This is a genomic window from Streptomyces sp. NPDC003379 (assembly GCF_053589195.1).
This window is the reverse complement of the sequence record NZ_JBSFRK010000002.1, coordinates 301,590-316,212: the sequence shown is the minus strand read 5'-3', so window position 1 is coordinate 316,212 and position 14,623 is coordinate 301,590. Positions and strand designations below refer to the sequence as shown.

The 14,623-nt window shown below is 71.7% G+C and carries 11 protein-coding genes and 2 rRNA genes; 8 read left to right on the top strand and 5 right to left on the bottom strand.

Annotated elements, in window-relative coordinates:
* A 23S ribosomal RNA gene (locus ACWDVB_RS03935) occupies positions 1-153 on the top strand; the annotation flags it as partial.
* Positions 154-245: 92 nt separating this feature from the next.
* Positions 246-362 (top strand): 5S ribosomal RNA (gene rrf, locus ACWDVB_RS03930).
* Positions 363-455: 93 nt separating this feature from the next.
* Here the strand turns inward: rrf and ACWDVB_RS03925 are convergent.
* The 5 genes from ACWDVB_RS03925 to ACWDVB_RS03905 form a co-directional block, all read right to left on the bottom strand.
* Positions 456-1,766 (bottom strand): DUF58 domain-containing protein, encoded by a 1,311-nt coding sequence (locus tag ACWDVB_RS03925; protein ID WP_451517754.1) that lies wholly within the window; start codon positions 1,764-1,766, stop codon positions 456-458.
* The gene (locus ACWDVB_RS03920; protein ID WP_451517755.1) at positions 1,766-2,755 is read right to left on the bottom strand and encodes an AAA family ATPase; all 990 of its coding nucleotides are present in this window, start codon (positions 2,753-2,755) and stop codon (positions 1,766-1,768) included. The genes ACWDVB_RS03925 and ACWDVB_RS03920 overlap by 1 nt, the downstream gene beginning before the upstream one ends.
* On the bottom strand, positions 2,755-3,960 hold the full coding sequence (locus ACWDVB_RS03915) for a DUF4350 domain-containing protein (protein ID WP_451517803.1): 1,206 nt from the start codon (positions 3,958-3,960) through the stop codon (positions 2,755-2,757). The genes ACWDVB_RS03920 and ACWDVB_RS03915 overlap by 1 nt, the downstream gene beginning before the upstream one ends.
* A gap of 347 nt (positions 3,961-4,307) precedes the next feature.
* Positions 4,308-5,012 carry a DUF4129 domain-containing protein gene (locus ACWDVB_RS03910; protein ID WP_451517756.1) on the bottom strand — a complete coding sequence of 235 codons (705 nt, stop codon included), beginning with the start codon at positions 5,010-5,012 and terminating at the stop codon, positions 4,308-4,310.
* A gap of 28 nt (positions 5,013-5,040) precedes the next feature.
* Complete coding sequence (locus ACWDVB_RS03905; RefSeq protein WP_451517757.1) at positions 5,041-6,348, bottom strand: hypothetical protein; 1,308 nt, start codon at positions 6,346-6,348, stop codon at positions 5,041-5,043.
* A gap of 140 nt (positions 6,349-6,488) precedes the next feature.
* Between ACWDVB_RS03905 and mtnA the strand changes: the two genes are divergently transcribed.
* From mtnA to hpf, 6 genes are all read left to right on the top strand, one after another.
* Positions 6,489-7,646 (top strand): S-methyl-5-thioribose-1-phosphate isomerase, encoded by a 1,158-nt coding sequence (mtnA, locus tag ACWDVB_RS03900; RefSeq protein ID WP_451517758.1) that lies wholly within the window; start codon positions 6,489-6,491, stop codon positions 7,644-7,646.
* A 262-nt stretch (positions 7,647-7,908) separates the two neighbouring features.
* Positions 7,909-8,598 carry a two-component system response regulator MtrA gene (gene mtrA, locus ACWDVB_RS03895; RefSeq protein WP_189176211.1) on the top strand — a complete coding sequence of 230 codons (690 nt, stop codon included), beginning with the start codon at positions 7,909-7,911 and terminating at the stop codon, positions 8,596-8,598.
* 1 nt (position 8,599) lies between these two features.
* Positions 8,600-10,705, top strand: coding sequence for an MtrAB system histidine kinase MtrB (mtrB, locus tag ACWDVB_RS03890; RefSeq protein WP_451517759.1), 2,106 nt, complete (start codon positions 8,600-8,602; stop codon positions 10,703-10,705).
* Positions 10,706-10,802: 97 nt separating this feature from the next.
* Entirely contained in the window at positions 10,803-12,551 is a 1,749-nt protein-coding gene (locus ACWDVB_RS03885; protein ID WP_451517760.1) for an LpqB family beta-propeller domain-containing protein, read from the top strand.
* A gap of 105 nt (positions 12,552-12,656) precedes the next feature.
* Positions 12,657-13,442 carry a ComF family protein gene (locus ACWDVB_RS03880; RefSeq protein ID WP_451517761.1) on the top strand — a complete coding sequence of 262 codons (786 nt, stop codon included), beginning with the start codon at positions 12,657-12,659 and terminating at the stop codon, positions 13,440-13,442.
* Between the two features lie 314 nt (positions 13,443-13,756).
* Positions 13,757-14,449: a ribosome hibernation-promoting factor, HPF/YfiA family gene (gene hpf, locus ACWDVB_RS03875; protein WP_451517762.1), complete on the top strand. Its 693-nt coding sequence runs from the start codon at positions 13,757-13,759 to the stop codon at positions 14,447-14,449.
* Positions 14,450-14,623 lie beyond the last annotated feature (174 nt).

Below are 14,623 nucleotides of genomic sequence, written 5' to 3'. Positions count from 1 at the left end.
AAGCATCTAAGCGGGAAGCCTGCTTCGAGATGAGTATTCCCACCCCCTTTGAGGGGTTAAGGCTCCCAGTAGACGACTGGGTTGATAGGCCAGATCTGGAAGCCCGGTAACGGGTGGAGGTGACTGGTACTAATAGGCCGAGGGCTTGTCCTCAGTTGCTCGCGTCCACTGTGTTGGTTCTGAAACCACGAACAACCCCATGCCCGGGGCCACCGGGTGTGGTGCGGTTGACAGTTTCATAGTGTTTCGGTGGTCATAGCATGAGGGAAACGCCCGGTTACATTCCGAACCCGGAAGCTAAGCCTCATAGCGCCGATGGTACTGCAGGGGGGACCCTGTGGGAGAGTAGGACGCCGCCGAACTAATTCTGAAAAGGCCTCAGGCCCCGGACAATGTCCGGGGCCTGAGGCCTTTTTGCGTTTGGGCCCCTTCCTTCTTCTGTCTTCTCTTAACTCTTAAAGGCGGCCGGCTGCCTTGAGGGAAAGGTATGCGTCGGCCAGGGCGGGGGCCAGGTTGGTCGGGGTGGCGTTGACGACTGTGACGCCGTGGCGCGTGAGTTTTTCCGCCGTGCGGTGTCGTTCCGATTTCGCTTGGGCTGCCGCTGCCGCGTCATAGACCGCTTCCACCGATCCTCGGGCGGTCGCCATTTCTTCGATGTGGGGGTCGGCCACCGATGCGACCAGGACTTTGTGGTGCTTGGTGAGACGAGAAAGTACGGGAAGCAGGCCCTCTTCGACGGGAGCCGTGTCGAGGCTGGTGAGCAGCACGATCAGGGAACTGCGAGGCGCTGTGCGCAGGGCCGTCGATGTCAGGCCTCGCGCGTCCGTCTCGATGAGTTCGGGCTCCAGGGTCGCCAGGGCATTGACCAGGGAGGGGAGGACGTCGCCTGCTGAGCGGCCCTGGACCAGGGCGCGTACTCGGCGGTCGTATGCGAGGAGGTCCACACGGTCACCGGCGCGGGAAGCCAGGGCTGCCAGGAGCAGCGCGGCGTCCATGGAGGCGTCGAGGCGGGGTGCGTCGCCGACGCGGCCGGCTGAGGTGCGGCCGGTGTCGAGGACCAGCAGGATGTGCCGGTCGCGTTCCGGGCGCCAGGTGCGGATCGCGACGGTGGACTGGCGGGCTGTGGCGCGCCAGTCGATGGAGCGGGTGTCGTCGCCGGGGACGTAGTCGCGGAGGCTGTCGAACTCGGTGCCCTGGCCGCGGGTCAGCACGCTGGTGCGGCCGTCGAGCTCGCGCAGGCGGGCCAGCTTCGAGGGAAGGTGCTTACGGCTGGCGAAGGGTGGCAGGACGCGCACGGTCCAGGGGACTCTGTGGGTGCCCTGACGGGTGAAGAGGCGCAGGGGGCCGTACGAGCGGATGGTCACGCGGTCGGAGTGGCGGTCGCCGCGGCGGGTGGGGCGCAGACGGGTCGTGAGGCGGCGGCGTTCGCCGGCCGGGATCGACAGGCGGTGGCGGGATGCGGCGACTTCCGTGCCGGGCTGCCAGCTGCTGGGGGGCCAGGCGTCGCGGAGGTCGGCGCGCAGGGGGCGGCCGGAGGGGTTGGTGACGGTGAGCTCGACGTCGGCGGTTTCCCCGAGGCGTACGGAGGTTTCGCCGGAGCGGGTCAGGCCGAGGCGGCGTACGGGGGCGGCAAGGGCGAAGTCGCAGGCGCAGGCCACGGCCAGGGGGGCGTTGACGGCGAGGATGCCGGTCCAGCTGGGGTCCCAGAGGCCTACGGGGAGGGTGCCGAGGGCTGCCAGGAGGGCGGCGCGTCCGGTGAGGGCCATCAGCGGGGGACCGGGACGTGGGCGAGGATCGCGTTGATCACGGAGTCCGCGGTGACGCCCTCCATCTCGGCCTCCGGGCGGAGCTGGACGCGGTGGCGGAGGGTGGGCAGGGCGAGGGCCTTCACGTCGTCGGGGATGACGTAGTCGCGGCCGGTCAGCCAGGCCCAGGCGCGTGCGGTGGAGAGCAGCGCCGTGGCGCCTCGGGGGGAGACGCCGAGGGTGAGGGAGGGCGATTCGCGGGTCGCGCGGCACACGTCCACCACGTAGGCGGTGATCTCGGGGGAGACGGAGGTCTTGGCGACCGCGGCGCGGGCGGCTTCCAGGTCGGCGGGGCCCGCTACGGGGCGTACGCCGGCGGCGCGCAGGTCGCTTGGGTTGAAACCCTCGGCGTGGCGGGTGACGACGGTGATCTCGTCCTGGCGGGAGGGCAGAGGGACCGTCAGTTTGAGGAGAAAGCGGTCCAGTTGGGCTTCGGGGAGGGGGTACGTGCCCTCGTACTCCACGGGGTTCTGTGTGGCCGCCACGAGGAAGGGCTCGGGGAGCGGGCGTGGCGTGCCGTCGACCGTGACCTGGCGTTCTTCCATCGCTTCGAGGAGCGAGGACTGGGTCTTGGGCGGGGTGCGGTTGATCTCGTCGGCGAGGAGGAGGTTCGTGAAGACGGGGCCGGGCTGGAAGGAGAACTCGGTGGTGCGTGCGTCGTAGACGAGGGAGCCCGTGACGTCGCTCGGCATGAGGTCGGGGGTGAACTGGACGCGCTTGGTGTCGAGTTCGAGGCTCGCGGCGAGGGTGCGGACCAGCAGTGTCTTGGCCACCCCTGGGACTCCTTCGAGGAGGACGTGTCCGCGGCACAGGAGGGCGACGACGAGGCCGGTGACGGCGGGGTCCTGGCCGACCACGGCCTTGGAGATCTCGGCGCGCAGGGCTTCGAGGGAAGCGCGTGAGCTGGTGCCGGAATCTCCGGTGGGCCCGTTGTCAGTGGTCGGGTCCATCATGAATGGCGTACCTCTCTTTCGAGGGCGTCGAGTTGGTCGGCGAGGGCGATGAGTGCTGCGTCGTTGGCCGGGGGTGGTCCGAAGAGGAGGGGGTGCGGGTCTTGGCCGGGGGTGCGAAGGCGCGTGGACAGCGCGGGGATCAGGGTCTCGGGTGCGTGCGCCTGGGCGGGAGATACGCCGACGAGGGGGGCGAGGCGGGTGCGGGTGGCGGTGCGCAGTGCGGTGGCCGCGCGGTCGCGGGCGTTCGCTCTGCGATAGAGACGGGCACGGCCTTCGACGGTCTCTGAGGCGCGGATGGCCACCGGGAGGCGTTCGGTGACGAGGGGGCCGAGGCGGCGGGCGCGCCACAGGGCGGCGAGCACGGCGGCGGTGGCGAGTTGCAGGGTGCCCCAGCGCCAGCCGGAGGGGATCAGGTCGAAGAAGCCGCGGCGCTCGGATCCGGTGGCTGCCTGGTCGTCGGAGAGTGAGGGGAGGTACCAGACCAAGTGGGAGTGGCGGCCTAGGAGTTGGAGGGCGAGCGAGGCGTTGCCCTGCTTGTCGAGGCGGTCGTTGTAGAGGATGTCGGGGGCGCCGAGGAGGACGGTGTCGCCTTTTCCGCGGGGGGCGGGGAGATGCAGAAGGCTGGGCAGGCCGTCGCTGAGGTAACAGGGCTCGGCGTTCGGCGCGAGGGTGTCGTAGCGGATGCCGCCCACGTCGGCGGTGCCGGCTCGGCGGGCGGCCGGGAGGGGGCAGCCGGGGGCGAGGGTGGAGTGGGCGCTGGGGGTGGCGTTGGCGGTGACCCCGGGGGCGAGGGCGCCGATCGACGGGGTGCCGGGTGTGACGAGGACGGTGCGTCCGCCGGAGTCCTTGGTGGCGGCGTGGAGGCGGGTGCGTTGGCCGTCGGTGAGCAGGTCGGGGTCGGCCACGAGGAGGGTTGTGTCGGGGCCGGCCGCGGCTCTGGCCTCTTCGGTGGTGGTGACGACGCGGGTCGACACGCCTTGGTCAGCGAGGAGTTCGGCGACGGCTCGGCTGCCGTGGGGGTCGGCGGAGCGCGGGTCGAGGCGGCCGTGCTGGGCGCCGGAGCGGACCGCGGCGATGGCGACGGCCGCCACCAGGAGGACGACCACGGCGAGGACGATGCCTCGGGAGCGGGTCCAGAGCTGGCGGAGCGTGGGCGAGGCCGAGGTCGAGAGGGGCGCGGGTCCGGGCTGGGCGGAGGCCAGTTGGGGTGCGGCGTTGGGCCGCGCGGAGGCCCGGGGGGGCGTGGGCGAGGTGGAGAGAGGGGGCGCGGGTCCGGGCTGGGCGGAGGCCAGTTGGGGTGCGGTGTTGGGCCGCGCGGAGGCCCGGGGGGGCGTGGGCGAGGTGGAGAGAGGGGGCGTGGGTCCGGGCTGGGCGGAGGCCAGTTGGGGTGCGGTGTTGGGCCGCGCGGAGGCCGGGAGGGGCGGGGCCGAGGTCGAGAGGGGCGCGGGTCCGGGCTGGGCGGGCGCCGGGTGGGGCGTGGTGTCGGGCTGTTGTGTGGTGGTGGGCGGCGCGGTGGGCTCGGGTGGTTCGGCCGCGCGGGGGGAGCCGGTCATTCGGCGGCTCCCTGGGCGCTGTCGCTGCTCGCTGTGGTGTGGGCGGTGCTGGTCAGGTCCGGTTTGGTGTGTTGCAGGTCGCGGTCGAGTCCGGCCAGGCGGAGGTACGCGGCTTCGTCGGCGGTGCGGCCGCCGTACGTGACGTCGTCGAACTCGTGGGCGGCTGTGCGGAGTCGGCCGGTGTGGGCGGGGAGGGTCCGGCCCGCCTCCGCGGCGGCTTCGTCGGCGGTGCGGCCGGGGCGTGGGTCCAGAAGGGCGCGTTCCTCCAGGGCGCGGACGATGGCACGCATGCGTTCCTGGACGGCTTGGTTCCAGTGGGCCTGGGCGGCGTGGGCCTCGGAGGACGCGCGGTGTTCGGCGGCGCTGCGGGGGCGGTCGTCGAAGAGGGCCGGCGCGGAGGCGGGGGTCCGGTGCGGGGTGCCGAGGCGCCACCAGAGGGCGACGGACAGGAGCACCACCGCCAGGGCTATGACGAGGAGGCCGAAGCCGCCGCCCGGGGTGGCCCCCGAGGCGGCGGAGAACAGGGCGTCGACCCAGCCCCAGAAGCGGTCCAGGGCGCGCTGGAAGAGGCTGGGGTCGTTCTCGTGGTACATCGGCTTGGACAGTTCGCGCTCGGCCGCCTCACGTGCGGGGTCGCGTGGGATCGTCACCGGTGGCTCGTCACCGGTGCGCGGCAGGAGCGGTGCCGCTGCGAACCCCATGAGCGCTGCCCCCGCCGCGGTCACCGCATCAGCTCCCCGGTGTGCCGGACGGGCCGGTGCCCTGGCGGGGGATGCCGGCGGCGCGGGCGAGTTCGAGGTCGAGGGCCTCGCGCCGGATCCGCTGGTCGATGTAGAGGAGCACGGTGACTCCGGCCGTGATCGGGAACGTCAGCATGGAGCCGATCACGGAGCCGACGCCGCTGACGATCAGGAACGTCCAGCCCAGTTCTCCGGTGCTGTTGAGGAAGCTGGTGACGCCTTCGCCGCTGAGTGCGCCGGCGATGAAGGTGAACGGGATGACGATGATCGACGCCACGACGTTCGCGATGATGGCGGCGAGCAGCTGGATGCCGAAGACCCGCCACCAGGAGCCTCGGACCAGCTTGGCGGAGCGGATCAGGGACTTCTTGACGCCCTGCTTCTCCAGCATGAGCGCCGGGGAGGCGAGCGAGAAGCGGATCATGAGCCAGACGGCGGCGATGCCCGCGGCGAGGCCGCCGAGTACGGCGAGGCTCGCGCCGGCGTCGGAGGAGCCCGCCACCGCGATCAGGACGCCGGGCAGGATGCCGACGGCGACGACCGCGGCGCCGATGAGCGGGATGAGCAGGGTCAGGCCGAACAGCCTGGCCAGCTGGGGGCGGGAGTCGCGCCATGCCTCCGAGGTGGTCACCGGCTTACCGAGCACCGCGCGGCTGGTGACCATCGTGAGCAGGGCTGTGGCGACGATCGTGCCGAGCAGGGTGATCACGAGGACCACTCCGGAGTTGAGCATGGTGTCGCCCATGGCGCGGGTCAGCTCGCCGACGGTGGCGCTCGGGTCGTTGAGGGCGTCGGTGTCGACGGACTCGTTCAGGACGAGGCCCTGGAGGAGGACGACGATGATCTCCGTGAGCACGGCCACGGTCAGGGCGATGCCGAGGACGGTGCGCCAGTGGGCGCGCATCGTCGACACCGCGCCGTCGAGGATCTCGCCGACGCCGAGCGGGCGGAGCGGGATGACGCCGGGCTTGGCGGCGGGCGGCGGGCCCTGCCAGGAGCCCCAGCCGCGGTAGCCGCCGCCGGGTGTGCCGGGGCCGCCCGGCGCTCCGGGGCCTCCGGAGGGTGGTCCGCCCCAGCCGCCGCCCTGGCCGGGCGGAGAAGGTGGCGGAGGTGGGGTCTGGCCCTGGCCCGGGTTGGTGGGCGGGGACCACTGGGCGGGCGGCGGCTGCTCCTTGGACCACTTGGACGGGCCGCTCTGCCGGCCGGCGTCCGCGGGCTCGGCGGCGTCCGGCCTGCCGGAGTCCTGTCCGTCGGAGGGGGCGGATCCGGGCGAAGCCCAGCCCGGAGTGTCGTTCATCGTCGCTCCTTCACGGTGCCCGTCCGCGGGTGCGGCGGCAGGTTGCCAGCCATCGTGCCACGGGGCACCGGCCGGGTGACCGGGTGCCGTAGGGGCGGAACACCTTCAATTGTCCGCCGGGTACGGGGCAGACTGGGCGGATGGCTGATCAGTACGCGCAATCCAGCGAGGACATACGGCCGACCGAGACCCCGGCGATCCCCGCGATCCGCTGGGACGACCCACCTGAAGGCCCCGTCCTGGTCCTCCTCGACCAGACCAGGCTGCCGGGCGAGGAGATCGAGCTGGTGTGCACCGACGCACCGGCACTGGTGGAGGCGATCCGCGCGCTCGCGGTGCGTGGGGCGCCGCTTCTGGGAATCGCGGGGGCGTACGGCGTCGCGCTCGCCGCGGCCCGTGGGTTCGATGTGGACGAGGCGGCGGACTCGCTGGCGGGGGCGCGGCCCACCGCGGTCAACCTCGCGTACGGCGCGCGCCGGGCTCAGGCGGCGTACCGCACGGCGGCGGTGGGCGGTGCCGGGCGTCAGCGGGCGGCCGCTGCGGCGCTGGAGGCGGCGCGGGCGCTGCACGCCGAGGACGCCAGGGCCAGCGTCAGGATGGCGGCGCACGGTCTGGCACTGCTCGACGAGCTGCTGCCGGGCGGTGGGCACCGGATCCTGACGCACTGCAACACGGGGGCGCTGGTCTCCGGTGGGGAGGGCACGGCGTTCGCGGTGGCGCTCAAGGCGCATCGGGCGGGGAGCCTTCGCCGGCTGTGGGTGGACGAGACGCGGCCGCTGCTGCAGGGGGCCAGGCTCACCGCGTACGAGGCGGCGCGGAACGGGATGGCGTACACCTTGCTCACGGACAACGCGGCAGGTTCGTTGTTCGCGGCCGGGGAGGTGGATGCCGTGCTGATCGGCGCGGACCGGATCGCGGCCGACGGTTCGGTGGCGAACAAGGTGGGGAGCTATCCGCTCGCGGTGCTCGCCCGGTATCACCATGTGCCGTTCATCGTGGTGGCGCCGGTGACGACCGTGGACCCGGGCACCCCGGACGGGGCGTCCATCGAGGTGGAGCAGCGTGGGAGTCATGAAGTGACGGAGGTCACGGCGCCGCATGTGCCGGTGATCGGGATGGAGGCGGGAGGAGGGATTCCGGTGGCGCCGCTGGGGACGCAGGCGTACAACCCGGCGTTCGATGTGACGCCGCCGGAGTTGCTGACGGCGATCGTGACGGAGGAGGGCGTTCTGTCGCCTGTGACGGCGGAGGGCCTTGCCGAGATGTGTGCCAGGTCGCGGCAAGTGGCCATGGGATGACGGCCTGGATGGGGTCGCCGTAGGCGCGGGGGCCTCGGACCGGGGTCGGAGGCCGGGGTCGGAGGCCGGGGTCCGGGTCGGGGCCGGGAGCGTGTCGGCGCCGGGCCCGGATCGGGCCGACGTGTCACGGGTGGTCCCGCCCGGCGTCCGTTACCGACCCCGGCGGGGAGCGATCACCGCAGACAGTGTTGGCCCGATACGACTATCGTCACAGGTCAGTGACCTCTCTCACCAGCAGCCCAGTCACTGTTACGAGAATGGGATGATGTCAGGCATGAAGGGACGAGTCCTTGTCGTCGACGACGACACCGCACTGGCCGAGATGCTCGGGATTGTGCTGCGTGGTGAAGGTTTTGAGCCGTCGTTCGTAGCTGATGGCGACAAGGCGCTGGCCGCTTTCCGGGAGGCCAAGCCGGATCTTGTGCTGCTCGACTTGATGCTGCCGGGACGCGACGGCATCGAGGTGTGCCGCCTGATCCGTGCCGAGTCCGGGGTGCCGATCGTCATGCTCACCGCCAAGAGCGACACCGTGGATGTGGTGGTCGGTCTGGAGTCGGGGGCGGACGACTACATCGTCAAGCCGTTCAAGCCGAAGGAGCTCGTGGCCCGTATCCGGGCGCGGCTGCGGAGGTCGGAGGAGCCCGCGCCCGAGCAGCTGGCCATAGGTGACCTCGTCATCGATGTGGCGGGGCACTCAGTGAAGCGGGACGGGCAGTCGATCGCGCTGACGCCGTTGGAGTTCGACCTGCTCGTGGCGCTGGCGCGCAAGCCGTGGCAGGTGTTCACGCGTGAGGTGCTGCTCGAGCAGGTCTGGGGCTATCGGCACGCGGCGGACACCCGTCTGGTGAACGTCCACGTCCAGCGGCTCCGCTCCAAGGTCGAGCGGGACCCGGAGCGGCCGGAGATCGTGGTGACCGTCCGGGGCGTCGGTTACAAGGCCGGACCGAGCTGACGTGTCCCGGGACAGTTCCTCCTCGGCGCCCGGCGGTCCGGGGGCTCGCTCGGAGCGGACTGGACCGGCGCGGCGCGCGTCCCGGTTCGGGCGGCTCGTCGACGGCGGGCTGCTGTTGCAGGGCGGAGTGCAGGGCAGCCCCGTGCTGCGGCTCTTCGTACGCTGGGTGCGCCGCCCGCTGCTGCCCGCCGTACGGCTGTGGCGGCGCAACATCCAGCTGAAGGTCGTCGTCACGACCCTGCTGATGTCGCTCGGCGTGGTCCTCATGCTGGGCTTCGCCGTCATGAGTTCGGTGAACAACGGCCTGCTCAAGGCCAAGGTGAAGGCGTCGCAGAGCCAGGCCGACGGAGGTTTCCGGGCCGCCCAGGACAGCGTCAACGCCGCGCGGCAGAGCACCGAGCAGGGCCAGGGACAGGGGCCGGACGGCAGCACGGTCGACGGGCGGAACGCCGCCGTGTGGATGTCCGACCTCGTCGAGCAGCTGTCCAGCGGCGGGCAGAACGCGTTCGCCGTGGTGACGCTGACGTCCACGAGTGACGCGGGAAGTGTCCGCGGTTCGCGCGCCTCCGGTGGCGTGGAGCCGATCCTGAGCGTGCCGGAGGAGCTGCGGGGCCGGGTGGACAAGGGCTCCGAGGTCCTCCAGGCCAATACGCGCATCGTCTACGACGACGGGCGTGAGCCGCAGCCGGGCCTGGTGATCGGCAAGCGCCTCAACGACCTGAACGGCGACCCGTACCAGCTCTACTACCTCTTCCCGCTGACGCAGGAGGAGGAGTCGCTCAACCTCGTCAGGACCACCCTCGCCACCGCCGGGCTCTTCGTCGTGGTGCTCCTCGGTGCCATCGCCTGGCTGGTGGTGCGCCAGGTGGTCACGCCCGTGCGGATGGCCGCGGGCATCGCCGAGCGGCTGTCCGCCGGGCGCCTTCAGGAACGTATGAAGGTGACCGGTGAGGACGACATCGCGCGCCTCGGTGAGGCGTTCAACAAGATGGCGCAGAACCTCCAGCTGAAGATCCAGCAGCTGGAGGAGTTGTCGCGGATGCAGCGGCGGTTCGTGTCCGATGTCTCGCACGAGCTGCGTACGCCGTTGACGACCGTGCGGATGGCCGCCGATGTCATTCATGAGGCGCGGGTGGACTTCGATCCGATCACCGCGCGGTCGGCGGAGCTGCTCGCCGATCAGCTGGACCGGTTCGAGTCGCTGCTCGCGGACCTTCTGGAGATCAGCAGGTTCGACGCGGGGGCGGCCGCGCTGGAGGCGGAGGCGATAGACCTCCGTGAGGCCGTACGCAGGGTCGTCGGCGGCGCGGAGATGCTCGCGGAGCGCAAGGGAACGCACATACGGGTCGTCGGGGACCAGCAGCCCGTGATCGCCGAGGCCGATGCCCGGCGGGTGGAGCGGGTGCTGCGCAACCTCGTGGTCAACGCCGTGGAGCACGGCGAGGGCAAGGACGTCGTGGTGCGGCTCGCGGCCGCGGGCGGCGCGGTGGCCGTCGCGGTGCGGGACTACGGCGTGGGGCTCAAGCCCGGCGAGGCGGCCCGGGTGTTCAGCCGCTTCTGGCGGGCGGACCCGGCACGCGCGCGTACCACCGGTGGTACGGGGCTCGGGCTCTCCATCGCCCTGGAGGACGCGCGGCTGCACGGCGGATGGCTCCAGGCGTGGGGCGAGCCGGGCGGCGGCTCGCAGTTCAGGCTTACGTTGCCGAGGACGGCGGACGAGCCGCTTCGGGGTTCGCCGATCCCGCTGGAGCCCGATGACTCGCGGCGCCACCGCGGGCTGGACGACGCGGGGCTGCCGCTCGGGGGTGCGAACAAGCTCGCGACCGTTCCCGCGCAGACGTCCGTGGTCTCCGAGCGGGTGCCGCCGCCCGTGCCCGCGAAGGGGCCGATAGCGCCTCGGCTCGCGCAGACCGCGACCGTGGACCCGGCGGCGCTGCCCGGCAGCGGGTCACGGGTCGTGCCGCGTCGGCCGTTGGACGACGAGCCGCTGAACGACGAGCCGGGAAGCGGCGTGGCGCGGGGCGGTGGGCCAGGGACCGCAGGGACCACGGCGCCCGGGTACGGGACGGGTTCGGCGAGGGAAGGGGAGAGCACACGTGGGCGCTGACCGGGATGGGCGCGGCCGTGGGGCGCGCCGGAGGCGGCCGCTGCGTACCGGGCTGCTGCTGGGCGGTTGCGGGGCTCTCCTGGCCGGTTGTGCCTCGATGCCCGACAGCGGAAATCTGAAGTCCGTCGACGCCTCGCAGCGGCCGGACTCCCAGTCGCAGGTCCGGGTCTACGCGATGCCGCCGCGCGAGGGCGCGCAGCCCATGGAGATCGTGCAGGGCTTCCTTGAGGCGCTGACCAGTGATGATCCGCAGTTCGCGATGGCGCGCAAGTATCTGACCAAGGAGGCGTCGAAGGACTGGAGCCCGGAAGGGTCCACGACGGTGCTCGCGGACGGCCCGAACACGGACGCGGGCAACGCGGGCAACGACGCCGACGGCAGCCGCCGTTTCACCCTGACCGGCCAGCAGGTCGCGACGGTGGACAAGCAGCACGCGTACCACCCCGAGGACGCCTCCTACAGCCAGTCCGTGCACCTGAGTGAGGTGGGCGGTCCGGGCCGCGAGGAGTGGCGTATCGACAAGCCGCCGCCGGGTGTGGTGCTCGGCGAGTCGGACTTCCAGCGCATCTACCGGTCCGTCAACAAGTATTACTTCGCCGGGCCTTCGGGGGCGGGCGCGGATGGCCAGACGGGGCTCGTCGCCGACCCCATCTACATACGTCAGCGGATCGACCCGATGACGCAGACGGTGAAGGCGCTGCTGGAGGGGCCGACCGACTGGCTGGACCGGGTGGTGGACTCGCAGTTCCAGGGCGGTACGCGGCTCAAGAACCCGGGCGAAGCACTGACGCCGGACGACCAGAACCGGCTGACCGTACAGCTGAGTAGCAGGGCCGACGACGCCAGCCAGACGAGATGCCGGGAGATGGCGGCGCAACTGCTCTTCACGTTGCAGGATCTGACGCCTTCGGGGGTCGAGCAGGTGACTTTGCAGCGCTCCAACGGCTCGATGCTCTGCGTCCTGAGCCAGAGCCACGCCGAGAGCGTCGCGGCCCACCGCAGCGCGGACCGGCCCGACTACCAGTACTTCGTCGACGAGAAGCACCGCCTGGTCCGGATGCCGGCCAACGCCGGGAGTACCGCCGATCCCGAGCGGGTGAACGGCATCCTCGGCACCGGCGACCAGCCGCTGCGCTCGGCGGCGGTCTCGCGCGACGAGAGGCGCGCGGCCGGGGTGTCGCTCGACGGGAAGTCGCTGTACACGGGGTCGTTGACGCTGGAGGACACGCTCGGCAAGGCGCAGGTGCGCAGCAAGGCCAAGGCGGAGGAGGACCGCCTCTCCACGCCCAGCTGGGACGGCAGGGGCGACCTGTGGGTGGCCGACCGTGACCCGAAGCGGCCGCGGCTGCTCTGGCTCGGCCGGGGTGAGGGCAAACCGGTCCAGGTCGAGGTGCCCGGTCTCGACGGGCGTATCGAGGCGGTGCGGGTGTCGGCCGACGGCGTACGCATCGCGCTGCTGGTGAAGAAGGACGGCAAGACGTCCCTGTGGATCGGCCGGGTCGAGCGGGGCAGGGGTGAGCGGCCCGGGATATCGGTGGTCGACCCCAGGCAGGCCGCGCCGCGGATGGAGGAGGTCACGGCCATGTCGTGGGCGGGTGGCAGCCGCCTCGTGGTGGTCGGGCGGGAGTCCGGCGGGGTGCAGCAGATGCGGTACGTCCAGTGCGACGGATCGGTGCTCTCGGGCACTACGCTGCCGGGGCTCACGGGCGTCAAGGAGATCGCGGCGTCCGAGAGCGAGCAGCAGCCGCTGGTGGCGCACTCGGACGACGGGATCGTGCGGCTGCCGACGGGTTCGCAGTGGCAGACGGTGGTGAAGCAGGGGTCGGCTCCGGTCTATCCGGGGTGAGTGGGCGGGCCCCCGGTGGGTGAGTGGACCGGCCTCCGGAGAGTTATCCACAGGTGGTTGTCCACAGGGGTGGTCGCGCCGTCCCCGCCTTGGCACAGTGGGGTCATGCGGGGGTGGTGGCAGGACCTGACCGATCTGCTGCTGCCGGCCGAGTGCGGAGGCTGCGGGAGGCCTCGTACGGCGCTCTGCGCCGAGTGCCGTGCGGCCCTGTGCGGGGCGGTGCCGCGCCGGGTGCGGCCGGTGCCGGAGCCGCCCGGGCTGCCCGTGGTGCGCGCTGCGGCGGCGTACGAGGACGCGGTGCGGGCCGTGCTGCTCGCGCACAAGGAGCGTGGCGCCCTGGGGCTGGCCGGACCGCTCGGGGCCGCGCTGGCCGGGGCCGTGCGCGGCTGTCTGCGGGCCGAAACGTGGGGTCGGGGTGATACGGGCGAGCGATCGTGGGTAGGCGGCACCCACGGCGGTTCACAGGGGCGCACGGTGCCGTTGTCGCTCGTCCCTGTGCCGTCGGCGCGTGCCTCGGTGCGGGCGCGTGGCCATGACCCGGCGCGGCGGATCGCGCTCGCCGCGGCGGGTGAGCTGCGGCGGGCGGGAATCCCGGCCCGGGTGCTCGCGGTGCTGCGTCAACGGCGTGCGGTGGCCGACCAGTCGGGGCTCGGCTCCCGGGAGCGGCAGGCCAATCTGGCGGACGCCCTGGAGGTGACCGCCGGGGGCGGCCGACTGCTCGCGGGCGTGGGCCGGATCGTGGTCGTGGACGACCTGATGACCACGGGCGCCTCATTGGCGGAGGCCGCGCGCGCATTACGTGAACTGCACACGGAAGAGAGCGGCGGGAACACGATCAGCGCGGCCGTTGTCGCCGCGTCACCGGATTCTTTCGGAATAAACCGGAACTGATGGAGAACGTGCGTCGTTGCAGGTGATGAGAGGGTTGTTACACCTGAATGGAGGTACGTGGCAGTAGAGGGTGACGACATCCGTCCGGGCGAGATATGTTCGGTTGTGAGGAATGGCGAACGCCGCGCCTCGCATATCGGAATGCCGGTCCATGGGTTTTCCGCAATCACCCGGGCCGGTGGGGTGGAGATCTTGCCCGCGGGGGAGGAGGAGGTGGAAGTCACCGAGTCCGAGGCTCCGGGTGTCACCGGGGTCTGGTGCAAAAGGGAGAAGCTCCGCCGCCGAAGCGGAGCGATCCGGGAACGGAGTTCTGCGTGGACATCGTCGTCAAGGGCCGCAAGACCGAGGTGCCCGAGCGGTTCCGCAAGCACGTGGCCGAGAAGCTGAAGCTGGACAAGATCCAGAAGCTCGACGGCAAGGTGATCAGCCTCGACGTCGAGGTGTCCAAGGAAACCAACCCGCGTCAGGCCGACCGTTCCGACCGCGTGGAGATCACCCTCCGCGGGCGCGGACCCGTGATCCGCGCGGAAGCCGCGGCAGCCGATCCGTACGCGGCGCTCGACCTGGCCACGGCCAAGCTCGACGCCCGGCTGCGCAAGCAGCACGAAAAGCGCCACAACCGGCGCGGCAGCGGCAGGCTCTCCGCCGCCGAAGTCGCGGAGCGGGTGCCGGACGCGGCGTACCTCAACGGGGACGGCAGCATCGCACGCGACGAAGAGCCGGACGGCGTGCCGGTCAAGAGGATCGGCTCGCTGGAGATCCAGGGCGAAGGCCCTCTCGTGGTCCGCGAGAAGACACACGTCGCGGCACCCATGTCGCTCGACCAGGCCCTCTACGAGATGGAACTGGTCGGACACGACTTCTATTTGTTCGTCGACTCCGAATCCAAGGAACCCAGCGTCGTCTACCGGCGGCACGCCTATGACTACGGCGTCATCCGCCTCAACACCGACCCCATGGTCGCCAACGCCGAGACGGCCGGTGCGGGCGGGGCTCTCGGCGGCTGAACCGCCGCTCCCCTGACCGCCGTCGTGGTGCCCCTGGAGCGTGTGTGCGACCCCAGGGGCACCATCGTGCGACCAGTGCGCGCACCGCACCGGCGCCGGGCATGAAATCATGGGCGGGCCGGCCAACCGGCGTGCTGCCGCCTCGGGTTGGCGCAGCAGAGGCACAACAGGCCA